This window comes from Sediminibacterium sp. C3, from assembly GCF_000508085.1.
Classification (GTDB): Bacteria; Bacteroidota; Bacteroidia; order Chitinophagales; family Chitinophagaceae; genus Sediminibacterium.
Window position 1 is genome coordinate 2,909,476 of the sequence record NZ_KI669560.1, and the last position, 24,521, is coordinate 2,933,996.

22 protein-coding genes and 1 tRNA gene are annotated in these 24,521 nt (G+C 41.6%); 6 read left to right on the forward strand and 17 right to left on the reverse strand.

Annotated elements, in window-relative coordinates; translation table 11 throughout:
- Positions 1-924: 924 nt before the first annotated feature.
- From F777_RS18540 to pth, 10 genes are all read right to left on the reverse strand, one after another.
- Positions 925-1,137 carry a GDCCVxC domain-containing (seleno)protein gene (locus tag F777_RS18540; protein WP_071790330.1) on the reverse strand — a complete coding sequence of 71 codons (213 nt, stop codon included), beginning with the start codon at positions 1,135-1,137 and terminating at the stop codon, positions 925-927.
- Entirely contained in the window at positions 1,137-1,754 is a 618-nt protein-coding gene (merTP, locus tag F777_RS0113675) for a mercuric transport protein MerTP (protein ID WP_026752534.1), read from the reverse strand. Before merTP ends, F777_RS18540 begins: the two co-directional genes overlap by 1 nt.
- The gene (locus F777_RS0113680) at positions 1,751-2,122 is read right to left on the reverse strand and encodes an ArsR/SmtB family transcription factor (RefSeq protein WP_026752535.1); all 372 of its coding nucleotides are present in this window, start codon (positions 2,120-2,122) and stop codon (positions 1,751-1,753) included. Before F777_RS0113680 ends, merTP begins: the two co-directional genes overlap by 4 nt.
- 321 nt (positions 2,123-2,443) lie before the next feature.
- On the reverse strand, positions 2,444-2,944 hold the full coding sequence (locus F777_RS0113685) for a hypothetical protein (RefSeq protein WP_026752536.1): 501 nt from the start codon (positions 2,942-2,944) through the stop codon (positions 2,444-2,446).
- A 183-nt stretch (positions 2,945-3,127) separates the two neighbouring features.
- Positions 3,128-4,075 (reverse strand): tyrosine-type recombinase/integrase, encoded by a 948-nt coding sequence (locus tag F777_RS16840; RefSeq protein ID WP_051408627.1) that lies wholly within the window; start codon positions 4,073-4,075, stop codon positions 3,128-3,130.
- 205 nt (positions 4,076-4,280) lie between these two features.
- The gene (locus F777_RS16845; RefSeq protein WP_051408628.1) at positions 4,281-4,493 is read right to left on the reverse strand and encodes a DUF2442 domain-containing protein; all 213 of its coding nucleotides are present in this window, start codon (positions 4,491-4,493) and stop codon (positions 4,281-4,283) included.
- Positions 4,494-4,729: 236 nt separating this feature from the next.
- Positions 4,730-4,803: transfer RNA gene (locus F777_RS0113700), tRNA-Met, on the reverse strand.
- Between the two features lie 46 nt (positions 4,804-4,849).
- Complete coding sequence (locus F777_RS0113705; protein WP_026752537.1) at positions 4,850-6,916, reverse strand: alpha-ketoacid dehydrogenase subunit alpha/beta; 2,067 nt, start codon at positions 6,914-6,916, stop codon at positions 4,850-4,852.
- A complete protein-coding gene (locus tag F777_RS0113710) occupies positions 6,916-7,527 on the reverse strand; it encodes a fumarylacetoacetate hydrolase family protein (RefSeq protein WP_026752538.1) in 612 nt (203 codons plus the stop codon). The genes F777_RS0113705 and F777_RS0113710 overlap by 1 nt, the downstream gene beginning before the upstream one ends.
- 50 nt (positions 7,528-7,577) lie before the next feature.
- Positions 7,578-8,153, reverse strand: a complete 576-nt coding sequence (pth, locus tag F777_RS0113715) for an aminoacyl-tRNA hydrolase (RefSeq protein ID WP_026752539.1) — start codon at positions 8,151-8,153, stop codon at positions 7,578-7,580.
- Positions 8,154-8,220: 67 nt separating this feature from the next.
- Between pth and F777_RS17450 the strand changes: the two genes are divergently transcribed.
- A complete protein-coding gene (locus F777_RS17450) occupies positions 8,221-9,516 on the forward strand; it encodes a sensor histidine kinase (RefSeq protein WP_026752540.1) in 1,296 nt (431 codons plus the stop codon).
- A 51-nt stretch (positions 9,517-9,567) separates the two neighbouring features.
- Here the strand turns inward: F777_RS17450 and F777_RS0113725 are convergent, their stop codons facing one another.
- Entirely contained in the window at positions 9,568-10,158 is a 591-nt protein-coding gene (locus F777_RS0113725; protein WP_026752541.1) for a 50S ribosomal protein L25, read from the reverse strand.
- Positions 10,159-10,198: 40 nt separating this feature from the next.
- Positions 10,199-11,152: a ribose-phosphate pyrophosphokinase gene (locus F777_RS0113730; protein WP_026752542.1), complete on the reverse strand. Its 954-nt coding sequence runs from the start codon at positions 11,150-11,152 to the stop codon at positions 10,199-10,201.
- A gap of 74 nt (positions 11,153-11,226) precedes the next feature.
- On the opposite strand from F777_RS0113730, the gene radC reads away from it, so the two are divergent.
- The 3 genes from radC (at position 11,227) to F777_RS0113745 (ending at position 14,731) form a co-directional block, all read left to right on the forward strand.
- The gene (radC, locus tag F777_RS0113735; RefSeq protein ID WP_026752543.1) at positions 11,227-11,916 is read left to right on the forward strand and encodes a RadC family protein; all 690 of its coding nucleotides are present in this window, start codon (positions 11,227-11,229) and stop codon (positions 11,914-11,916) included.
- Between the two features lie 228 nt (positions 11,917-12,144).
- A complete protein-coding gene (locus F777_RS0113740) occupies positions 12,145-12,444 on the forward strand; it encodes a HigA family addiction module antitoxin (protein WP_026752544.1) in 300 nt (99 codons plus the stop codon).
- Positions 12,445-12,496: 52 nt separating this feature from the next.
- Positions 12,497-14,731, forward strand: a complete 2,235-nt coding sequence (locus F777_RS0113745) for a TonB-dependent receptor (protein WP_026752545.1) — start codon at positions 12,497-12,499, stop codon at positions 14,729-14,731.
- Positions 14,732-14,743: 12 nt separating this feature from the next.
- On the opposite strand, the gene F777_RS0113750 is transcribed toward F777_RS0113745, so the two are convergent.
- The 5 genes from F777_RS0113750 to F777_RS0113775 all read right to left on the reverse strand — a co-directional run bounded on the left by F777_RS0113750 (position 14,744) and on the right by F777_RS0113775 (position 22,850).
- Complete coding sequence (locus tag F777_RS0113750) at positions 14,744-16,000, reverse strand: hypothetical protein (RefSeq protein WP_152530930.1); 1,257 nt, start codon at positions 15,998-16,000, stop codon at positions 14,744-14,746.
- A gap of 32 nt (positions 16,001-16,032) precedes the next feature.
- On the reverse strand, positions 16,033-17,292 hold the full coding sequence (locus F777_RS0113760; RefSeq protein ID WP_152530931.1) for a hypothetical protein: 1,260 nt from the start codon (positions 17,290-17,292) through the stop codon (positions 16,033-16,035).
- A 474-nt stretch (positions 17,293-17,766) separates the two neighbouring features.
- Positions 17,767-18,075: a DUF3467 domain-containing protein gene (locus F777_RS0113765; RefSeq protein ID WP_026752548.1), complete on the reverse strand. Its 309-nt coding sequence runs from the start codon at positions 18,073-18,075 to the stop codon at positions 17,767-17,769.
- Positions 18,076-18,164: 89 nt separating this feature from the next.
- Positions 18,165-19,607 carry a SusD/RagB family nutrient-binding outer membrane lipoprotein gene (locus F777_RS0113770; protein ID WP_051408629.1) on the reverse strand — a complete coding sequence of 481 codons (1,443 nt, stop codon included), beginning with the start codon at positions 19,605-19,607 and terminating at the stop codon, positions 18,165-18,167.
- 18 nt (positions 19,608-19,625) lie between these two features.
- Complete coding sequence (locus tag F777_RS0113775) at positions 19,626-22,850, reverse strand: SusC/RagA family TonB-linked outer membrane protein (protein WP_026752550.1); 3,225 nt, start codon at positions 22,848-22,850, stop codon at positions 19,626-19,628.
- A gap of 171 nt (positions 22,851-23,021) precedes the next feature.
- Here F777_RS0113775 and F777_RS0113780 point away from each other — a divergent pair, with 171 nt between their 5' ends.
- Complete coding sequence (locus F777_RS0113780) at positions 23,022-23,900, forward strand: bifunctional 5,10-methylenetetrahydrofolate dehydrogenase/5,10-methenyltetrahydrofolate cyclohydrolase (RefSeq protein WP_026752551.1); 879 nt, start codon at positions 23,022-23,024, stop codon at positions 23,898-23,900.
- Positions 23,900-24,514: a 7-carboxy-7-deazaguanine synthase QueE gene (locus F777_RS0113785; RefSeq protein WP_026752552.1), complete on the forward strand. Its 615-nt coding sequence runs from the start codon at positions 23,900-23,902 to the stop codon at positions 24,512-24,514. The genes F777_RS0113780 and F777_RS0113785 overlap by 1 nt, the downstream gene beginning before the upstream one ends.
- Positions 24,515-24,521 lie beyond the last annotated feature (7 nt).

Sequence of the window (24,521 nt, forward strand, 5' to 3'; positions counted from 1 at the left end):
AATAGCATTGGGTGATAAAACATTTATGTTACGTAATTTCCGACACCCAACATCAGCGATTTGAGAAAATTTATTCTTTAGCTTCATGCAAGCCTTTTGCCTTCGGCGTTTCACAAGCAAGCTTGAGGCGCCTTCGCCTAAAGGCTTGCTAGTATAGGTCTTCTAAAATCATTCTTTAAAAATTAACCAATAAAAAGCAACTATTATTCGTTACAATTTTAATCAGCTGACGAATTTCGCCTCAACGTTGAAGCATTGATCCTGTCGGCTAAAGTTAGTTAATTGTTTACTGTAGGCTTCGCCGATAGTATCAATGCAATGTTGGGCGAAGGTCTAACAGGTCTTTGAATTTAATCCATCTAAACTGACGACCGGAGTTCGTCAGCTGAATTACTGTTCTATATCTGCTAGTACTACTAAAGCAATGACATAAAAGAAATTTATGTTGTTGCTTTAGTAGATAGGTTACATTGAATAGCATTGGGTGATAAAACATTTATGTTACGTAGTTTCCGACACCCAACATCAGCGATTTGAGAAAATTTATTCTTTAGCTTCATGCAAGCCTTTTGCCTTCGGCGTTTCACAAGCAAGCTTGAGGCGCCTTCGCCTAAAGGCTTGCTAGTATAGGTCTTCTAAAATCATTCTTTAAAAATTAACCAATAAAAAGCAACTATTATTCGTTACAATTTTAATCAGCTGACGAATTTCGCCTCAACGTTTGGGCTTGCTGCTGTGCTGGTATTTTATAATGTCCAGCCCGGAGCCGCAGCCGATTGAAAAACTGATGATGAAGTTATGCAATGTTGCTGGGATTTATTCGGTCAGCCGGATATGGGCTGATAGCGAACAGAAAGACGAGTATATATTCGTCAGCCAGCATAGCAGCAAACCTCGCTGTTAGCTGCATACCCTTCGTCGCTACTAACAGCAGGATGTTCCTAATTGCATCGGTGGACATTTTACTGTCCCGTAACTGCAATAAACGCAACAGTCGCCCTCTTTTGGTTTAAGTCGTGTCTTGCAATTTGAACACTCATAAAAATACTGGCAAGCATCTGTTGGCATTGTTTCTTCTTGTCTGTGTCCACAAACATGGCAAGTAATAACAGATTGAAGTACGATAGTTTTTTCCATTAGTTGTTGATTACAGATTGAGAAGTTACTTTATAGCCAGTTTTATTTATGATAGATGCAAGGCTGTCAACGGAAGTTTTACTGTTGTCAAACTTAACAAGGCTATTGCCCTTTTCATAAGAAGTATTGAACTCAATCACTCCCGTTGTTTTTGAAAGTTCGCTGTTTATATGTTCTGTGCAGCCTTCGCAGGTCATACCTTTTATTTTAAATTCTACTGTCTGTATATTGCTTTTGTCAACAATAATGACCTTTGCTTCTTGTGGCTTTGGATAAAATACTTTTGCATAGTAAGGAAATGCAATTAACAGTCCTGCAAGCACTGTAACGATTGCTAAAAATGATTTTGATTGCCAAAATGATTTTTTGTTGTCTGCTTCACAGTCGCAGTCAACTTGCTTTTTTGGTTTTAATTTTTGATACCACGCAAACGCAAAAACAGCAACAGTCAAACCGATTAAATAAGGACGATACGGCTCAATCCACGAAAACGAAGAAGCAAGTCCGCTTGCGCCACCTAAGAAAGCTAAAACTGGTGTGATGCAGCAAAGCGAAGCTGCAACTGCTGCCAACAGTCCACCAATCCAACCTTTACTATTTTTTGTTGCCGTTGTCATACAGTCGCAAAATTTTGTTGATTGATAATTTTAAAGAACGGTCTTAAAATTTTTAAATGCTCATTGCGTAGTGAATAGAAGATGGTTTGTCCTTCTTTTCTGGCTTCAATAATGTTGCCGTCTTTTAGTTTGCGTAAATGTTGGGAAATTGCAGGAATGCTCATTCCTAAAATGTCGCTAAGGTCGCAAGGGCAAAGCTCATTTTCTTCTTCAAGCAGAAAGAGTATTTTCAGTCGCACTTCGTTACCTGTCAAAGCAAGTACCTGTCCCAACTGCAAAAATGATTTTGAGTTAGCCTTTAATTTTTCTCGGCAGCTTTTAATTTGTTCTATGTCTGCCTGTAACCTTATGCAAGTGTCGTTTGCCATTGTCAAATTTGTTAGTCGGGTCAAAAGTAACAAAGATTACTTATTTAAGCAAATACTTAAATACAAAATTGTCGGCAGGGTTACAAAGTGTCCTTGAAGTGTCGCAAAAAAAATGTCCGTTTGAATAATTGGGAAGTGTCCAATAGGGCTGCAGCTAACGTCCGAGGCTTTACGCAGGGTGGGGAAGGATTGTTCCCGCTGCTGGCTTGGCCACTAATGACTCGATTAGTTAAAGCCAAATTACTGAAGCTCATTTGAAATACCAAAGCTGATGGGCCATTGCTGAAAGCCCAACTTGCGTAAAGCCTTTTGTTAGCAACATCAAATTTTTTGAACTTCTAAAATTGTTTTAGAATGAGGTGTGTATGAAATAAAAATATTCTCATTTTCCTCAACTTTTTCAAATAAATCTTGACTTACTTTAAAATTCTCACTTCCTTTTTTTTCAACTTCAATTTTAATAGTATACTTTATTGAAACAGAACCCTTTGATATTTCTTTTTTCAAAACTCGCGTTGAAGTATTTACTTTAATTTTTGCTTCATAGTCTTTCTTCAATTTAAAAAGTTTTCTTAGGGTTGTTAAATAGAGTAATCCCCAAAAAAGGAAATGAAAAACTACTAAAGGGAAATAGTCCGTTTTTGTTTCTTGAAAAGTAGGTATTTTAGGCGGAAGCAAAGGTCCTATTAATGCGAATAAAGAGAAAACTATCCCAATCTTTATAGCTAGTTTCCTTTCTTTAATTAATTCATTTTGAATAAGAGCCTCTTGCTCTTCTAAAAGCTGTTCAGTTATATTCTCTTTTTTATTGTCTTCTATCATGTGTTGTTGCCAACACTTAAATATACGCTACTCCCAAAAGTGAACAAAGGAAATAAGCCTTAAGTGTCATTGTTTTAATGTTATAGTTTTTGTATTGTCATTACGTCAATACACTTATACATTTATTATTGTCAGCGAAAATGCAATCAATTATACAAAAGCAATTGTCAGTAAATCTGAAGACTACCAATCTATCTGTCGCTTTTTAAACAAGTCATCTAAAGGGCTTCCAATATTTACCAGTTGCTTTTTACTTACATGCAAATAGCGCTCAGTAGTTCTTATATCAAAGTGACCAAGCAAATCTTTTATGTATCGTATATCCGTTCCCTTATCTAACAAATGGGTAGCAAAGCTGTGCCGTAAGCTGTGTATACCAACATCTTTAACAATACCAGCTGCCCTCTTTGCATTACTGAAAATCTGTTGAACCGTTCTTGTAGGATAGGCATCTCCTGTTTGTTCCGATTCAAATAAGTACACTTTTGGTCTAGGTGTGTATTGTTTAAAATACTCACGTAATATATCCAGTAGCACCGGGCTTAAATTCACATAGCGATCTTTCTTTCCCTTTGCATTTTCAATAAAAATCTGCATCCGCTCACTATCGATATCCTTTAATTTCAATTGAACAATTTCACTTACCCTCAAACCGGCACTATACGCTGTAAAGAGCATGGCTTTATGTTTTTTATTAGCAAGCGCATTAAATAGTCTACATAGTTCTTCCTCGTTTAATAGTTTAGGCAGCTGTAATGGCTTCTTAGGTCTTGGAATTTCCCAGAAGAAGCGATCCCTCCGTAAAACTTGTTCGTAATAGAACTTAATAGCATTGATCCTACTATGTAATGTATTCTCTGAGAGTTTTAATTTCTCAAAACAAAATACCAGGTATTTTTTCAAATGCGCTGGCTGCAAATCATCCGCAGGTATGTTCCCCAGCCTATATAAGAACTGGTGCATTTCATTTAAATAGGTCTTAATAGTGCTTTTACTATAAGCTTTCAAAATCAAATGATCTCGCATCAATTCAATTACGTGTAGATTGATTGGATCAACCCTAGGAATACCTTCAATTGCGGTTTCCGATTGCCCTAAATTATTTAGGGGCTTTGTAGGTAATTTTTGCATAACAACAGTTGGTTATTTGCATAACCATTGGTTTGTAGGGGTTACTGTTGTTTGTTAAATATAGCAAAGCTTCCTGAGTCCCAGACATAAATGTCACAGGTCAGTGAATACTAACAGTATATTAATTGGGGAGGAATATTTAAGAAACAATTGGGGTAGTGTGAATGTAATAAAAAAGATTGTAATATCAAAAAATCAGCAGGGATTATTGCAAGAATGCTTCTACCGACAAATCTTCATCAATCAATGGCCAATGAATACCGTAACCAGACGGCGAAATTTTAAAGTATGACCTTTCTATTTCAGTAGCATTAACTAGTTTCTCTGAAACTTTAGAAATTGGCAACTCGAAAAATTGACCATCTATTTTTACTCGAATAGTGTCGCCTTCAAAAACCAATGATTCTATATGATGCACAAGTAGAATATTAACTTGTTTTATAAATTAATATTTGAAGTTAGGGAAATATGTGGTGTTTGTGATGTGATGGGGAATTGCCGGCTTCGCTCCGCTCGCCGGCATTCTGGGTGGGGCAGCTATACAAAACCTCCAGCGGCAAGGCCGCTGTGGTTTTTTCGCGTCTTCGCTTATACGAGCAAGCTCGTAACGCTTAGCCACAAAAAAACCCCTCAACTGCGTTGAGAGGTTTTGTGTAGCGAGGATGGGAATTGAACCCATCACCTCAGGGTTATGAATCCTGCGCTCTAACCAACTGAGCTACCTCGCCGTCCTTTCGGGGTGCAAATATAGGGGGTTTCGGTAAAAAGAAAAAGCTAGTAGTTCAACAATTTGCCGATTCTTTCGGCTACTTTATTGGCAGTGGGTAACATGGCCGACTCCAGGGCTACGTTTATGGGTACTGCGGGTAGGTTTTTGGAGCCCATTACTTCTACTTTGGCGTCCAAAAAGTGATAACAATCGTTGGATATTCTTAATGCCAGTGCTTCGGCAAAGGAGTTATTCTGTTGTTCTTCGCTTAGTACCAGTACTTTTCCGTGTCTTTTTACTGCGGTGAATACGGTTTCTTCGTCCAGTGGAAACAGGGTTCTCAGGTCTACGATTTCTACCTGTCCTGCATATCTTTCGGCTGCGGCTTTGGCCCAGTATACGCCCATTCCATAAGTGATTACGCATAGGGTCTCCCCTTTGCGTACCAGGTCTATATCGGCCGATTGTACCACATTGGCTTTACCCAGTGGCAATACATAGTCTTTAGAGGGTTCAGTGGCTCTGGCTGCGTCTGTACCGGGCACTTTGCTCCAGTACAGTCCCTTGTGCTCCAGCATGATTACCGGGTTGGGGTCTAAGAAAGCAGCTTTCATCAATCCCTTCATATCTGCCGCATTCGATGGATAGACCACTTTGATTCCCTTGATGGTTAACAAAGTGCTTTCAATGCTTCCGCTATGATAAGGTCCGCCGCCGCCGTAGGCGCCTACGGGTACGCGCAACAGCATTTGTACCGGATATTTTCCGTTTGATAAATAGCAGGATTTGGATACTTCCGTTACCAGCTGGTTAAAGCCCGGATAAATATAATCGCCAAACTGCACTTCCACAATGGGTTTCATGCCCATGGCCGATAAGCCCACGGTAGATCCAATAATATAAGCTTCCTGTATAGCTGTGTTGAAGACTCTGTTGTCTCCGTATTTCTCGGCCAGTGTTGCGGCTTCTCTGAACACACCTCCTAATCTTCCACCCACATCCTGTCCGTATAGTATCGCTTCTTCGTGTTCGGATAATATTTCGTCTATCGCATGCAAGGCCGCGTCTACCATGAGTATGCGCTCTGCTCCCTTTGGTACGCGCTCTCCCACTTCTTCTCTTACCGGTGTGGGAACAAATACATGTTCTTCTACCGAACGGATATCGGGTTCTGCTGCGGCTTGTGCTTTTTTAAAATCTTCCAGTACCAATTCCAATGCATCGGCTTCTATCTGATTGATCTCTGCATCGGTAAAGCCCACACCCGTTAACAACAATCTTAGTTTGGGGATGGGATCGTATAAGCCGTGCTTCAATAAGTCTTCGCGGCTGCGGTAAAATTCTTTTCTTACGCCACTGGTATGGTGTCCCAACAAGGGCACTTTCGCGTGTACCAGTACGGGCTTGCGCTCGTTTCTGGCATAGTTCACGGCCTGTTCCATGGTTTCAAAACAGCGCATGAAATCGCTGCCATCTACCTGCATGCGCTTTAATCCCTTAAAGCCACTTGCATATTCATAAGCATTCGTGGTTCTGATTTCATCGGCTGTAGCACTGATGCTCCACTGGTTATCCTGTACCAGGTATACAATCGGCAATTCCTTTAGCACTGCAAATTGCAGGGCTTCACTCACTTCTCCCTCACTCATACAGCCATCTCCCAGTGAGCAGACCACAACAGGAGATTTGCCATCTGCTGACTTGCGCAAACGGCCGGGCAAATTCTTTTCAAGGTGCTGTACGCCCTGCGCCAAACCCGTGGTGGGTATGGCTTGCATGCCGGTGGCACTACTCTGGTGTATAATAGATGGTCGGTTCGGATCCTTACTGCTTGGATGACAGTAATAGGAACGACCGCCCGAAAACGGATCGTCTTTTTTAGCCAGTAATTGCAGCATTAACTCGTAGGGAGTAAAACCAACTGCCAGCATTAAGCTGTCGTCTCTGTAATAGGGGCTTACCCAGTCGCAGGGCTCCAATTGCAGACCAGTAGCCAGTTGTATGGCTTCGTGTCCTCGCGATGTGGAGTGCACATACTTACATACCGCACGATTGGCATCGTAGGTTTCACTCATAGACTTGGCAGTCATCATGAGTTTATAGGCTTGTAATAATATGCTGGGTGTTAACATTATTTAATCTCCAGTTCAAACAGTTGTTGGTCCGCTAAAAATCCCTGCAGCTTATCTCCTACCAAGCACTCTCCTACACCGGCAGGGGTTCCGGTATAGATCATGTCTCCTATATTCAATGAGAAATAACGGGAGATATGAGAAACAATATGATCGAATGAAAATATCATGTCCTGTGTGTTGCCCAATTGTACTTGGTTGCCATTCTGGTTCAGGGAAAATACAATCGGCTGCTTACGCATGTCTTCTGTAAACATCACCCAGTTGCCGGCCACGGCTGAATTGTCCCAGGCTTTGGCTTTTTCCCAGGGCAGTCCTTTCTTTTTCAGATTGGCCTGTATATCGCGGGCGGTAAAGTCGATGCCTACGGTGATGGCATCGTAGTATTTATGGGCCTGGTCTTCACTTACGTATTTGCCATTTTTGCAAATGCGCAGTACCAGCTCTACTTCGTAATGTAATTCGTTGGAAAACTCGGGATAATAGAATGGCGTGTTCGGCTGCAAGAGCGCAGTCTTCGGTTTCATGAAAATAACCGGCTCTTCAGGAACAGCGTTGCCAAGTTCTTTTGCATGATCGGCATAATTTCGGCCAACGCAAAATATTTTCATAGTACAGCTCATTATATTCCATCACTATAACTATGAAAGGGTGTATTTTATTATGTAAAGCTTAAATTATTTGCCGTATTCATGGTTTTTTCCAGCCCAATAGCGGCAAACGACTCTATAATCTCCCCACAGGCCACTATTTTCTGGTTCACGATATACTGTTCTTCGGCCAGCCATTTGCCCAGCACAAAGTCTACCTGACGTCCCTTGGGGAAATTATTCCCGATGCCAAATCGTAGTTTGGGATACTGGTCTGTGCCCAGCACCAGCTGGATATCTTTGAGGCCATTGTGTCCTGCATCCGATCCTGATCCCCTTAACCTTAATTTATTCAATGGCAGGGCCAAATCATCTACAATAGTAAGGGTTTGGGCCGTGTCTATCTTTTCCTTGTCCTGCCAGTATTTAAAAGCCCTTCCACTCAAATTCATATAGGTAGTGGGCTTGATGCAAATAAAGGTTTTGCCCTTCCATTTCACTTCTGCCACATCGGCCAGCCGGTCGTTTTTGAAAAACCCATTGTGCTTGCGCACAAAAGCATCCAGCACGTCAAAGCCGATATTATGGCGGGTATGTTTATATTCTTCGCCGATATTTCCTAATCCTATAATTAAAAACTTATTCATGGTCTGCAAAAATAACGGCTGTGAACAGATAATGTTATATTTACACTATTAATAAACTGTTTGAACCGTGATTTCCTTTATCCTGAAAGGCTGGAATGCTTTAGCCAATATTGGCGTTACCGATGATTTGCCTTTTCTGGAAAAGAAAAAAACCCAGGTTACCAATCTGGTTATCGGGATTGGACTTCCCCTATTTCTTTATTTCTCCATTGTAAATGCGCTCGACGGACTTCACCTGCTGGCGGTAATGAATTTCACCCTTTTTGTGGGGGGTACCCTGATCCTGATTATTCAGTCGAGACGGCAATTGCACCTGGCCCGTTTTATAGTAGTGGTGGTTACTTCCTCTATTTTCACTGCCCAGAGTTTATTGTTTAGAAACGGTAATGAAATATTGTTGCTGGTTAACCTGATTGTTACTATTATTTATTATTCCGAAAAGCGTTTTATCGTTTTCATTACTACTGTTAATGTTATTTGTTATGTGTGGGTTAAATACGAGTCATTCAATCCACCCATTTACGAGACAGTATCGAACGGAAGGGTTATTTTTAATGTGTGTTGCGGACTACTGTCTTTTGTAATTGCCCTTCAATATTTCAAGTTTGAGCAATTGAATAGTCAGCGTGCTATCCAACAGAAAAACGACGAACTGGAAGCCCTGAATAAAACCAAGGAAAAATTATTTTCTATTATTGCCCATGATCTGCGCTCTCCTATTGCGCAAATTAAAAGCACACTCGATCTGGTGAACCGTGACTTTATTTCGAAGGAAGAATTCCACGAACTCTCGCATCATTTTACCAAACAGATTGATCAGCTGCAGGACAATATGAACAACCTGCTTACCTGGAGCCAGAGTCAGCTGAATGGCATTGTTACCAAACCCCAGGCTGTGAATGCTTCCCTGATTATTAAAGAAGTAATTGAGCTGTTAAAACAACAGTGGCAGGCCAAGGATTTGCAGATTCAGTTTGAAACTTTTGATGATCTGGTTTGGATGGATCCGGACCACCTGAAAGTGGTTGTTCGCAACCTTTTATCGAACGCCATCAAGTTCAGTAAAAAGAAACACAGCATTGTAATTAATCATTCCCGCAACAATAAGGAACTGACTATTGCGGTAAGGGATACCGGTATGGGAATGTCACAACAACAATTGGATTCCCTGTTTACTGCGGAAGAAATTGTTTCCACACACGGCACCGATAAGGAAAGAGGAACGGGTTTGGGTTTGAAATTATGTAAGGAGTTTTTAGACAAGAACAAAGGAGAAATATGGGCCATCAGCGAGCAGGGAATCGGCAGCACTTTCTTTATCAATATTCCCTTGTATCAACCAACCGGTTCACAGGGTGCATAAAAAAATCCCGATTGTAAAACAACCGGGATTCTCTTGTATAAGAAGTTGTAATTATTTCTTCTTTTCGTCTTTTGCTGCAGAAGCTTCTTCCTGCTTTAACTGACGAGTCATTACTACTGAAGCAATTGGAATACGTGGAGAGTTCAAGATCTCAATGTTTGGAGCTTTCACATCTTCAACACGGATATTTCCGTTTAACTCAAGGCTGGTAATATCTACTTCAATAGCAGAAGTAAGATCCTTAGGAAGTGCTTTAATTTTTAAAGACTTCATTTTGGTTACCAACTTACCACCATTCTTAACACCAATAGAAGTACCGGTGAATTTTAATGGTAAAGTAGCAATTACTTTTTTGTTATCAACCAGCTCCAACAAGTCTACGTGTAGTAGGCTATCGGTTACTTTGTCAAACTGCAGGTCTTTCAAAATACATCTGTATTTTTTTCCACCTACTGTAACTTCTGCCAACTGAAATTCACCAGTGTACACTAATGGCTTGAAAGCCTTAGCTGGAGCATAGAAATTAATCTCCTCCGCACCCCCGTAAATTACACCTGGCACATTTTCTTGAGAGCGAATCTGGCGGGCGGCTTTTTTGCCATTTTCGGTCCTCAGAACACCTTCGATTGTAATTGTATTCATGTTTAAAAATTTTGGACGGCAAAAGTAAGGAAAATCCTTGTTATCTGCGGTTTTTTAACTGAGAATGAATGAAAAGACTGGTAATGCTCTTGTTTTCATAGGCATTACGGATGGCGATGGCGAACAAATCGGCCACTGAAATCACTTTAATTTTGGATGATTCCTTCTTTAAAGGAATGGTATCACATACCACCAGCTCTTCCAAAACGCTGTTTTCTATATTTTCGTAGGCTTTTCCGCTTAATACAGGGTGGGTAATCAGGGCTCTTACGCTTCTGGCTCCCTTTTCCTTCAGCAAAGCTGCTGCTTTGGCCAGGGTTCCGCCTGTGTCGCAGATATCATCTACCAATACAATGTCTTTTCCTGTTACGTCTCCAATGACCACCATACTGGCGATTTCATTGGCTCTTTTGCGGTGTTTGTCGCAAATAACCATTTCTGCATTGAAATAGCTGGCTACTTCTCGCACCCGGTTGGTACTACCTACGTCCGGTGCGGCAAATGCCAGGTTTTCCAGCTTCAATTGTTCTATATAAGGGATAAAAATGGCTGAACTGTCCAGGTGGTCCACCGGAACATCAAAGAATCCCTGGATCTGGGCCGCGTGTAAGTCCATGGTGATTACACGGTCTGCACCTGCTGCTTCCAGCAAAGTGGCAATTAACTTGGCGCCAATAGCTACCCTTGGCTTGTCTTTACGGTCCTGGCGGGCAAATCCGTAATACGGAATTACCGCTATTACTTTGTAGGCGCTGGCTCTTTTTGCCGCGTCTATCATTAACAACAGCTCCATTAAGTTGTCGGTGGGAGCATAGGTGCTTTGCACTAAAAAAACATAATCACCGCGGATACTCTCTAAGAAAACGGGCTGAAACTCGCCGTCGCTGAATTTCTGGATATTGATTTTACCAATGGAGGCTCCAAAACGCTGGGCAATTTTCTCGGCCAATTTCTGCGATCCTGTACCGGAAAAAATTTTAACAGAAGGATTCATATGATTGTGGGTAAGGCGCAAAGGTATTTAAATAAGAATGGTTTTCGTATTTTGATTTAAGCAATGTTTATATTATGAGGAAATTTTCTATTAAAGATTGGGCGGTGGATGATCAACCCCGCAAGAAGCTGATGCAGCGTGGTTCTTCGGCCCTATCCAATGCCGAACTTCTGACCATTTTAATTAACAACGGGAATGCATTCTTAAGCGCCAACGACATTGCCAAACACTTATTAATGGCCAGTGAAAACAGTCTGCAGAAGCTGGCTGCTATGAGTGTGAAAGACATGGTGAACCTGAAAATAAAGGGACTGGGCGAGGCCAAAGCCATTGCCATTGCGGCTTCCCTTGAACTGGGCATCCGCCGCCAATCTGACCCCATTCAGCAAAAACAAGTGAGTAGCAGTAAGGATGTGGCCGGTTATTTACAGAATACCCTGCAATTTTTGCAGAGAGAAGTCTTTGCCATTTTATTACTGAACCGGGCCAACCGCATCATTCATTTTGAAATTGTGAGCGAAGGCGGTATCACCGGAACCGTGGCCGACCCACGCATCATTTTAAAGAAGGCGTTGGAGCGCAATGCCACCGGAATTATTCTATGTCATAACCACCCCAGCGGCAACCTGAAACCCAGTCATGCGGATGAAATGCTGACCAAAAAAATTAAAAATGCGGCTTCTTTTTTAGACATCCTGGTGACGGATCATATTATTGTAAGTCATGAAGGATATTTCAGCTTTGCGGACGAGGGGATGCTATAATTGTAAAGGAGTTCCAATAATTTGCTTCGTTCGCGGCTTTTTAATACAGCTGGTTGCTTTTATAAAATAGTCTAATCATCATGCTGTATTAAAAAAATGCTCACTCTGCAAATTATTTGAAACACATTCTCAACGTATTATAAAATGCATTCCCCTCATTCGCAATTTTTCTTGTTGCTTCTTTTTCAATTCATCGCATTTGAGTAACTTTAAAATGAAAGCTGCAAAATGAAAACATTAAGAAACATCCACCCTGGAGAAATCTTGCTTGAGGAATTTCTGATTCCGTTAGGCATTTCAGCGTATAGGCTTTCAAAAGATACTGGTATACCACAAACCAGAATTTCTGCTATCATCAAAGGTAACCGTAGAATAACGGCTGATACGGCTCTTCGATTCTCAAAGTATTTTGGTAATTCTGCCAAATTCTGGTTGGGTTTACAAGACGATTTTGATATTGAAGAAGAAAGCAAAGCGCTCAAATCTGTTTTGGACGCCATACCGCAGATTAGTTATACAGCCGCATAAAGTTCCACAAATAGCAAATTATAATCAAAAAGGTTGGGCTAGATTTGTTCCTATGAAGAAGACTGCTTTACTATTTGCTATACTGCTTTCTGCACTTTGCGGTTATGCCCAGCATTCCTTTGAACTGTCAATTAAAAACAAAGAAGACAAGTCTGTTTTAGCAGGTGCTACTGCCGTTCTTGAGCAACTCAACAAAACAGTCATTGCCGATAACAATGGTATTGCCCTGTTTAAAAATATTCCTGCCGGCAAATATGCTATTCGAATTACCTATGTAGGTTTTGCCGCTAAAGAAATAGAGGTGCAGGTGCCGCTTCCTGCGCCGGTGAAGTTAGAAGTGTTGCTGTCTGCTCTTGCGAAGAAGGGGAAAAAGGAGGAAGAAAAAGAAGGCGAGCATGAAGATGAGCACGGAAACGAACATGGAGACGAGGACGAACACGAAATGGAGGAAGTGATTGTGAGAGCTACCCGTATCAGTCGCACCATTGCCAATATTCCTACCCGTGTGGAAGTGATTTCCGGAGAGGAATTGGTGGAGAAAGGCAATATGAAACCGGGTGATATTCGAATGCTGTTAAATGAGAGTACGGGTATTCAAACCCAACAAACTTCGGCCACTTCCTACAATGCGGGTATCCGTATTCAAGGGCTCGACGGACGTTACACGCAAATTCTTCGCGATGGATATCCTTTGTACGCTGGTTTCTCTGGCGGCTTATCCATTCTTCAGATTGCTCCCCTCGATTTAAAACAGGTGGAAGTAATTAAAGGTGCTGCCTCTACCCTCTACGGAGGTGGTGCCATTGCCGGATTGGTGAACTTGGTTTCTAAAACACCTACAGAGAAAAAAGAACTGAGCTTTTTAGCCAATGCCACTTCTGCGGGGGGATTAGACCTGAGTGGCTTTTACAGTGAACGATACAAAAAAGCAGGCCTCACGGTTTTCGCTTCCAGAAACAGCAACCGCCCTTTTGATCCGGCCAATAATGGATTCACGGCCATCCCAAAATTTGAGCGATACTCCATCAACCCCAGACTCTTTCTTTACGGGCAGAAAACCAATGCCGACTTTGGCGTTAACTACTTAACGGAAGACAGGATTGGTGGAAGTATGAATTATATCAAAAACGGCGGCACGGATTTTTTTGAAAAAAATAAAACCGAACGCATCACTACTCAGTTGGGCATTACCCATCAACTGAACGAGAAAGAGAACCTGCAGTTTAAAAATAGTTTCAGCAATTTCAACAGAGATATTCGTATTCCCAATTACCAGTTTGATGCCCTGCAACAATCTTCCTTCTCCGAGTTTACCTGGAACCGCAACAGTGAATCTTCTGATTGGGTTATTGGTGCCAATGTGCTTACCGACAAACTTTCTGAAAGAGGTCAACCCTTATCTGGTAAAAGAGATTATCAGTTCAACACTTTCGGTTTGTTTGTGCAGAATGCCTGGACGGTTTCTGAAAAATTGGTGTTAGAAACTGGGCTTCGTGCTGACCATGTAAACAACTATGGATGGGAACTTTTACCGAGAATTTCCGCAATGTTTAAAATCAGCCCCGCATTTACCACTCGCCTGGGTGGTGGATATGGCTATAAAACTCCCAGCATATTTACAGAAGAAGGCGAGCGTTTGCAATTTCAAAATATTCTACCCATTAATGTTAACAATACCAGGAATGAAAGATCCATTGGTTTTAACTGGGATTTAAATTACAAAACCAGAATTGGAGAAGTAGGGGTCAGCTTTAATCATTTGTTCTTTTACACGCGTTTAAATAATCCGTTGGTATTGGTGGGTTCTCCCAGTGGGTATTCTTCTTTTGAAAATTCAACGGGTTATCTCGACACAAAGGGCATGGAAACCAATCTGCGCCTGACGTATGGCGACTTCAAATTATTTCTGGGTTACACTTATACCGATGCCAACACCCATTTTGCCAATACCAAAGCCTGGTTGCCACTTACTGCCAAACACAGACTCAATAATGTATTGATGTATGAAATTGAAGGCAAACTAAAAATTGGTCTGGAAGCCTATCACTTTAGTCAGCAGAGATTAAATGATGGTACTACCGGACAGCCTTACTGGATTGTAGGATTAATGGCCGAAAAAATCTGGGATAAGTTTTCGCTCTTTATCAACTTCGAAAATTTCAGTAATACCCGTCAATCCAAATTCGGACCCATTTATACCGGCACTGTAAACAATCCCAACTTCAAAGATATCTATGCACCCGTAGATGGTTTTGTGGTAAACGGTGGTATCAAAATTCGATTGTAAAGAACCTGGCTTTTAATTCGGCGCGATGATCTGCTTATGGTAGACCACTTTGAAGTTATTGTCATTAGGGTTACCATCGGGAATATCTTCCTTGTTCATAACAGCCACATGTAGTTTGCCATTAAAGAATTTCAGTCCCTGAATATTGGTATTGAAAGCCAAATCGGATTCTTTCAAAATCACTTCTGTTTGTCCGTTGGTTAAATACTTTCGAATGCTATAGTAGGCTTTGTTGTTTTCATTTCTGGATTCCACCACATACAAATTGCCCTTATCGTCTACTTCTACCGAATGAACATTGTTCAGTACTACATATTGGGTTCCGCCAAATGCCGCTTTTTGCTCCGGTGCCTGTATTAGTTCTGCTGTATGGTTGGTTAAATTCACTTTTACTACCCCAAAGCGGGTATTGGAAGTATGACTGTGAAAAGCAACAAATACCTCATCGCCATAGGTTGCGGAATGAATCACCCAACCATATTCACCCGGTATATACTTAAGGTTGGTCATTGGGTAACGAACTGTTTTGATAGTAGGAATTTGTGGATCCTGTGTTTCAACGCGGTTATTCGACTCTTCCCAAATTGTTATTCCATTGGCGCTGGTGAGGCGCGTAAAACAAATTGCATAGGTTAATCCTTTGTAGCGAAGTGTTACAAAATTATTTCCCGTAAAAAAATTACTCTTCCATTTTTGGGTGGCATAATGATAATAGCTAACGTAGTTGCTGGTATTGGATTCAGAACAATTGAGCATTCCGTCTTCTGTTGCCTGTATCCTTATAATTTTTTCCTGACCTTCAGGGTATTTTGACAGATCTACCAACTGATCGTTTTTGAATGCATAAATCTGGTTGGCTACTTCTCCTACATTGATCTTCCAGATATCACTGCCAATAAAACCTTTGATATCACCTCCGTAAGATGGATGTGTAAAATTGGAATTAATGGTTACCTCCCCTTTTGTATTCAATATCATTTCATTGTGTCCGCTAATATTCGACATGGTTCTATGAAGCGAGTACCACCTAAGCTCATCTGGCTTCTGTGTGGTAAAAGCAGTGGCTCCTCTCCCTCCCCCAAGCACTCCTTCATTCATGGGCAAACTTTGCTGTGCCAGCACTTTCCATTGATTACTCTTTAGAATGGTGAAAGTGGTAGGATTTGGATTTGGCTGCTGTGACGAATTGGATGCCGTGTCTTTTTTGCAGGAAGACAAGAGGCTTATGGCAAGCAGCAGACCTATTGAGCCCAATTGAACTTTTTTCATTCTTTACTATTCTATTGATTATTTTTTATTGCTTATTTTTTTATTGAGGAACCTCTCCCGAAACAGCTGCCGCAGATAATGGGCCAGGTATCATGTGAAGTACCGCGGAAATAATAGTTGTCGCCTCTTTTCTCATATACATTCATCTGATTGGCCGTGGTTTTAGCCGTTCTCCCCAGCATACCTGTACCATTACAGTCATTGCATTTTGTAAGAGTTCCCCTGGAAACCAGGTGATCTCTGTTCCATTGTCTTACGGCTTCTTCCTTCTTAAGTCTTTCTCTATTTTCTTCCTCCCGCTTTTGTTGCCACATTGCATAATCGTTTTTTTCTGAAATCACATTGGGATTCGTAAAGGCATGCACTACTTTGTTGTCGGTTATTAAATACACCTGGGCTTCACTGTAACCCAACCCCACTACGCATAATTGACTATTGGAACTTAACAAAGGAATACTAACAGGAAATATAAATTGACCGTCTAAATAATGACTGTAGCTGATTCTTCCCAGATAGTGCTGGGTGCGCAAATGATAGGCTTTTATACTCCCCCCATCGTCTATTTTCAGTATAGTAGTTTCGGGATCATAACTTCCGTATACATACCCTTTGGCATGTCTTGCATTATGATCCATTTTGAAGGCTTCTCCGGTTTGCAGATTGATGACTCTTCCATCTCTGTCAAACACATATTGCAAATCCTTTGTAATAAAACAATACCCAATATCAAGATTGGCGAAAACAGTTCGGTGGTGAATATTCCTTTTGGGATCTTTCTTTTCCATATTGCTGTAATGATCAACCAGCTCTACCCTTCTGCCGTCCGGATGTACAAAAACCAATTGGTCTTTTTTCTTCAGGAGTTCCATTACAATGCCTGTTTTTTTTAATGGCTTCACTTCATTCTTGTAAGGATCCTTTTTGATGGAGTACAATTTTTTGCTTCCCTCGTACAAAGAGAACTCATTCCCGCTCTCATTAACGGTATAGTTGGGAATAGGATACTTGTTGGTATGTTCCGCATACAATCGGTAGGCTTCTGCTCCTACTGCCTTCAGCTTGCCGGTTTTAATTTCAAAAAGCACACTTGGATTGTTCATCCGCTCGAGTAAAAAATATTCCTCGTCATCAGTAATCAGGTATCTGTCGTTACCTACCAACGAAATCACCCCTACATTGTCGGGCAAATCAATACGACTACCCTGACTCCTCACCAGGATTTGCAACATTAGAAAACAGACAACAAGGGAAATTTTTCGCAGAGTAGTTTGTGTTCTCAGTAAATAAATCATTGGAATTTTTTTCAAGATTTTAGCACTTTAATGGTGCAGCTAAAATCCCGAAAATCCCAAAAGAAAAAATGGGCCGTTCAGCCCATTTATAATGTATATATTCCTCCCACGCACAAAGCGCCCAGCTGCCATTGGCACTAATAATATTATGAAGCAGGAATTGAAATACCCATGAAAGCTAAGCAGTAAACTGCGCAGGCTTCTATTCTTCTTTAGAAAGGAAAATAAAAAGCGTCTTACAAAATTTGCGAACGAGCATTTCTTTTAAGAAATGAAAAGTTCTTCAAAAAAATTACGAAGTGAGCATTTCTGAATTGCTGAAACGTTAAATAAAAATGCATTAATAATTATTAATGAAGCAATTCAGGTCAGCGAACGAAGTGATTTTTTGAAGAACTACCCATACAATTCTTTATAAAAAGGCCGCGAGTGAGCAAAGTTTTTTAAGACACTTTACATTCATTTGCAGCAAGATTAAGCCTGCGCAGTAGGACCGCCGAAGTTCATGGGAATTTCAATCTGCTCCAGATCCTGAATAGGGCCATTGGCAGCTTCAAAGCGATGGATGTTTTCTTCCAGCGCCTTCATAAACCGCTTGGCATGCATCGGCGTAAAAATAATACGCGACTTCACTTTACTCTTGGGCGTCCCCGGCATTACATTCACAAAGTCAATCACAAATTCCGCATTGCTATGGGTAATGATAGCCAAGTTTGCATAAGCCCCCTCTGCTACTTCTTCTGTAATTTCTATGTTCAACTGGTTATTGGGTTGCTGTTCCATTTTGTTGGTATTGATTAGGGCACAAAAATAGGGCCTGTAAGAATACAGGCCCCCATGAGAATTAAAAACTGAGAATGAAAAACTAGTTCTTATTTATCCCACCATACTTTAGCATCCTGAGAGTTGCTGTTGAACAACGCTGCAGCAGCTGCATAGTTGGTTGGGTTATATAGAGGTTCGTTTGGTCCGTAAGGAATTCTTCTAGGAATTGCTTTACCAGCACCTGGAGCAGGAGTTAAAGCAGGATATCCTGTTCTTCTCCACTCAGACCATCCTTGTAAACCATCGGGATAGTGTGCTAACCAGCGCTGCTCACCAATTTTAGCGTTATCTGCTGCAGAACCATCCAATGCTACAGAAGGCTGTGCAAGGTAGTTAGTGATAGCAGTTGCGTTGGTGATTCCCCATCTGTTCATTTCTGCAGTGATACCATTGTTATACATGGTTGCAGCAACTTCAGAAGTCCAGCCCAATTTAGCAGCTTCCGCTCTTGCAAGGAACATTTGTCCTGCAGAAATCAAGCTCAAAGGCATGGTTTGCGGAGTAGCTGTGTAACCTAAAACGAAAGCAAAACTTGGGTTGTTTGTTTGCCAAGCTAATGCATCAGCTCTGGTTAAACCATAAGGGAAACCTTTGGTGTTGTTACCGTATTTATCAATACGAGGATCACCCAAAGTTGTCAATTTATTGGTTATAGTAGAGCTTACTGCATAGTCAAAACGCTGGGTAATTACATAATACTGGTATACAGGATTATTGTAGTTACCACCTGGATAAGCAATAGTTGCATTGTCTGCGTTTGCATCAATTACACCAGCAGCAACAGCAGCAGCAAATTCTGCTTTACCCAAAGTTGGATTGGCTTTTGACATACGCAATGAAAGCACAGCAATCAAAGAGTTGGCAAATTTTTTCCACTTGGTTGTGTTACCAGCATACATGATATCACCCTGAACAGCAGCACCCGTAGTAAACTGTGCATTAGCCGCTTTTAATTCTGCAATCAATGCAGGGTAAATGGTCTCTTGCTTATCGTAAGGAATGGTACCATTGCCTTTTAAAGCCTGAGAGTAAGGGATATCACCGTAAGCATCTGTTAATACAGAGAAGTAGTAAGCTTTTAAAATACGGGCAATGGCAATTTGATTGGCATTGGCTCCGAATTCTGCAGCTGCTCCTGCTGTAGAAGGATCGCTATTGGTGTTGATAATGTTCTGTAAATCGTACATCGCACCCGCGTAGAAATCATCCCAGTTCTGGGTTGGAGCTGCGTAACGGGAAATATCGGTGTACTGGGTTTCAGACATATACTGCGCATACAAGCCTGCAGTAGTGTTGATGGCATTGCCCCAAACGTTACCGCCAATAAGGGACTGTACGTTGGTCAATAATGCTGAAGTAATAGGAATGGTTGTTGCGTTCGGATTACGGTTGATATCGCCGAAATCACTAATTCCCTTGCTACAACCCACCACTAAAGTGGCACAAACCCCTAACGACAGCACTGCTTTTTTTATATTCATACTTTTCATGATAATTGTTTTAGGGTTTTAGAATGATACCTTAACGTTAAATCCAATGGTTCTTGCACCTGGCATCTGACCATCTTCCCCTTGAACACCACTGATTTCAGAAGGATCAAAGTTCTTAGAGTCTCTGTAGATGAAGAATAGGTTACGAGCAGTTAAAGAAACTGAAGCACCCTGGATAGATTTACCAAACTTCCCTAGTTTGTTGGTTGGAATTGAATAGCCTAAGCTAAGCTCGCGCAATTTTGCATAAGACAATTTGTGTACAAATGGCTCAGCAATTTGCTGATAGTAGAACTGGTGGAAGTAATCGTAAGCATCTACATAGATGTCTACAGGAGTTCTTCCGTCTCTTGCATCAACACCGGTAACACGTACACCACCACCTGCAGAAACTGCATCGCGGATTGGGTTACCCTTGTCGTTCAAGCCAGCTGTTTGCTCCATCAAGCCAGAGAAAGTTCCCCACTGCTCAGATAGAGAGAAGAAACGTCCGCCAAGCTGATAGTCAAATGTTAAACCTAAGTTGAAGTTCTTGTAGCTGAAGAAGTTTTGTAAACCTCCGGTAAACTTAGGAACAACAGAACCCCAGTCTTTGGTTGCATCAGCCTGGTACCAGCCTAATCCACCGCTGAATCCGTTGGTAGTAATCAATGGTTGGCCATCTGCATTACGCTTGATACCACCACCTCTTAACATACCCCACTGCTGACCCACAAAGTGGAAAGCACGGGCAAAACGAGTTCCGAAAGAACCACCTGCTAAAGTATAACTGGTTAAACCTGGAGCCAATGCTCTTACTTTATTATCTAGTAAGTAAGCAGCTGTTGTATTCACAGTCCAGTTGAAGTCTTTCTTCTTCATGATGTCTACACCCAATTCCAATTCAATACCCTGACGGCTAATCCAGGCAGCATTGATGGTTTGAGAAGTGAAACCAGAAACACCAGAAACAGAAACCGCTAGAGGTTCGTTCTTGTTGTTCTCGTTATAGTAAGTAGCATTCAAACGAACTTTGTTTTTTGCAAAACGCAAGTCGATACCTGCTTCCCAAGTGGTTGTTAATGCGCCACGTAGGTTTGCATCAGGAGAACCATTCGGTGTACTCATTAAGAAGTTGGTACCCCATAACAATGGGTTAACAGAGTAGTTCAGGTTTAAAGCATAAGGATTTAAAGCCTTAGGCTTCTTACCCCAAGATCCAAATACTTTACCAAAGTTTAACCAAGGCAAAGCAGATTTTGTGAACTCAGAGAATACGAAAGCACCACCCACTGAAGGAGACAACAAGGAGTTGTTACCTGCTGGTAAGGTAGAGAACCAGTCGTTACGAACTGCCCATGTTAAGCTTAGGAACTTCTTGTATTCTACGTCACCAAAAGCAAACAAGGAATTCGCCTGCTGATCTGATCTTGTATTCGTAATTGTAGGTACAGTTTTAGAGTTGCTGATAGCATACAAACCTGGTACGTTCAAACCATTATTGGTATTCATTGCTACTTCTCTCTGACGAATATTCAAACGGTTAGCACCCACGTTAGCAGCTACTACGAAATCTCCGAATGTATTGTTGTAAGACAAAATACCTTCAAAGTTCCACTCACTGTTAATGCGATTGTGCGTAGCATAAGAAGCCAACAAACCAGTTTGTCCGCCAGAAGTCTGTAGAATATTAGGATCAATATTCTCTAGATTTCTACTGAACTGATCCTTACGGATGCTACCCTTGAACTTTAAGTTCTTAGAGAACTTAACAGTCATATTGATATCTCCGTATAGACGGTCTCTGCGCTGATCACGCTGAATATTGTTAAAGTAAGTAAATGGATTGTACCAGTAGTTACCTGCCCATACACTGTTCTGTGGTGCTGCTGCACTCCAAGAACCCGGGTTTCTACGGAAGTTCCAGGAAGGAATGGTTCCGATTGGAGTTCTGATATCAGCAAGTTCTTTCAGGATATTGATGTCCAGATCTCTGTGGAACCACTGGCTAAAGTTACCAGAAGAGTTGTTAGAGTATCCGTCGTTGAAATCACCAGAGATCAACTGATTGGTATAAGTAAGGTTAGCTCCGATAGTTAAGAAGCTACCCAAATCCATAGAGAAATTGGTATTCAAAGTATGTCTCTGACTCTTTGAATTAGGCAACATACCTTTAATGTTCTGGTTGGTATAAGATACTCTTAAACTTTGACCAGCACCATTATTTTGTGAGAAACTAACGTTGGTATTAGAAGTTACCCCAGTATTCCAGAAATCTCTGGCATTGTTTGGCTGAGGAGTAAAGCTTGCCGTTTTACCAGATCTGGAATGTCCTGGAATAAAAGCATACCAAGGAATATATTCAGATCCGTCAATTTTGGGTCCCCAAGAAGCATCATCAGTAAAATCGCGGTAACGCTTACCGTTTAATGCCTGCCATTCTGCTGGCATGGTTGGGTTATAGGTAAAAGTTAACCAACCACCGTCACCACCACCATACTCATTCTGGTATCTTGGCATGAAAGCAGCTTTGTCGAACATGGTAGACTGATTTACCTCTACACCAATGCCCTTGCCTTTTCTACCTTTCTTAGTAGTAACAACAATAGCACCGTTACCGGCACGGCTACCAAACAAAGCAGTAGCGTTAGCACCTTTTAGTACAGTAAGGTCTTCAATGTCGTCAGGGTTGATATCGAATGAGCTGGTAATGGTACCATCAACCACATAGATAGCTCCATCGCCATCGGTTAATGATCCACCCCCTCTGATACGAAGGAAACCCTGATCGTTCAGCTTGGCTGAAGACTGACCTCTGAACTGCACACCCGCAACTTTACCTGCCAATGCGTTGTTCAGGTTCGGCTGACGGATTACGTTCAGTTGTTCTGAGTTAATTACTTGAGAACTGAAAGGAGTTGTTCTCTGAGACTTTTTTACACCGAAAGCACTGGTAACAAATACCTCTTCCAGTTCGCCAGCTACAGTAGCTATTTTAACATTTTGGAATCCGGTTGTTGCTGCAAACTCAAAAGGCGTATGCCCTACAGCTGTTACCACAACAATTGCTCCCTGCTTCACTTTAAAGCTGAATTTTCCCAGCTCATCGGCACGAGTGATGTTTTTTGTGCCTTTTTCCTGCACGGTTGCGTTAGGCACTGGACCTCGGTCGTCGGTCACCTGCCCCTGCACAAGAACTGTTTGAGCGAATGTTGCTATGCTAAATAGCAACGAAGCCGCCAACAGTGTCAGACTTTTTCTCATGTGTTAGATTTTTGATTTAGAAAAATTGTTAAAATTTTTAACAATACCGCTAATATAAATCAATTTTTAACACTACCGTCTATATAAATTGACTTTTTCTTAATATTACTGAATTTTAATCGCTGTTGCATTTTTTTAACCGTTCCTCCTTAAAATCGGTAATTTTGCGCCATGTTAGTATTAGATGGCAAGCTGGCTTCAGCAGCAGTAAAAGAAGATCTGAAAGTAAAAACCGCTGAATTACGTGAAAAAGGCCTTCCCGCCCCTCACCTGGCGGCCATTCTAGTAGGTAATAACGGCGCCAGCGAAACCTATGTGGCCAGCAAGGTCAAAAACTGTGATGAAACTGGTTTTGAGTCAACCCTGATCCGCCTGCCGGAAGACACTACCGAATCTATCTTATTAGAAACCATAGAATCGCTGAACCAGAACCCGGATATTGACGGCATATTGGTTCAACTTCCCTTGCCTAAACATATCAGTGAAGAAAAAGTGATAGAAACCATTGATCCCCGAAAGGATGTGGATGGTTTTCATCCCAGCAATATCGGTCGTTTGGTACAAGGGCTTCCTACTTTTATTCCCGCTACTCCTTACGGTATCTTATTAATGCTGAAACATTTTAACATTCCTACCAAAGGAAAACACGCGGTGGTGATTGGTCGCAGCAATATTGTGGGCAGACCCATGAGCATACTATTAAGTAGTAATATTCCGCAGGGAAACTGTACGGTAACCCTTTGTCATTCTCATACACCCAACCTGAAAGAAATTTGTCAGCAAGCCGATATACTGGTGGCCGCTTTAGGAAAACCAGAGTTTGTTACGCCTGATATGGTAAAACCAGGTGCCGTTATTATTGATGTGGGCATTACCCGTGTTGCGGATGCAACAGCCAAGAAAGGATTCAGAATTAAAGGGGATGTACACTACGATTCTGTTGCAGCTGTGGCCAGTGCCATTACTCCGGTTCCGGGCGGCGTGGGTTTAATGACCATTGCAGGATTACTGAAAAATACATTACAGGCATACTTAAACAACAGAGGATAATGCAGTTGCCAGAGGGATCATCATTGCCGGTTATGGAAGCCTTCTACACATTGCAGGGAGAGGGCGCCCATCAGGGACGCGCTGCCTATTTTATCAGACTGGGCGGATGCGATGTGGGCTGTGTTTGGTGCGATGTAAAAGATAGCTGGGATGCCAGCAAACATCCGGTTGTATCTGTGGATGAAATTGTAGCCAAAGCAAGTAGCTATCCCGGAAGGCTCGCCGTAATTACTGGTGGAGAACCCTTATTGCACAAGCTGGATATTTTAACGGAAACATTGCATGCCGCAGGGTTTGAAACCAATATGGAAACCTCGGGTTCTTCTCCGTTGAGTGGTCATTGGGACTGGATCTGTTTATCCCCCAAAAAATTCAAAGCGCCATTACCGGAAGTGGTTGAAAAGGCCAACGAACTAAAAGTGGTTGTTTTTAATAAACACGATTTTAAATGGGCAGAAGAATATGCTGCACAGGTACCTGATACCTGTCAATTGTTTCTGCAACCTGAATGGGAAAAAGCCAGTGAAATGACGCCCCTGATCCTGGACTATATCAAAGAAAATCCCAAGTGGCGTTTGAGTTTACAAGTGCATAAATATTTGAATATCCCCTAATTGTCAC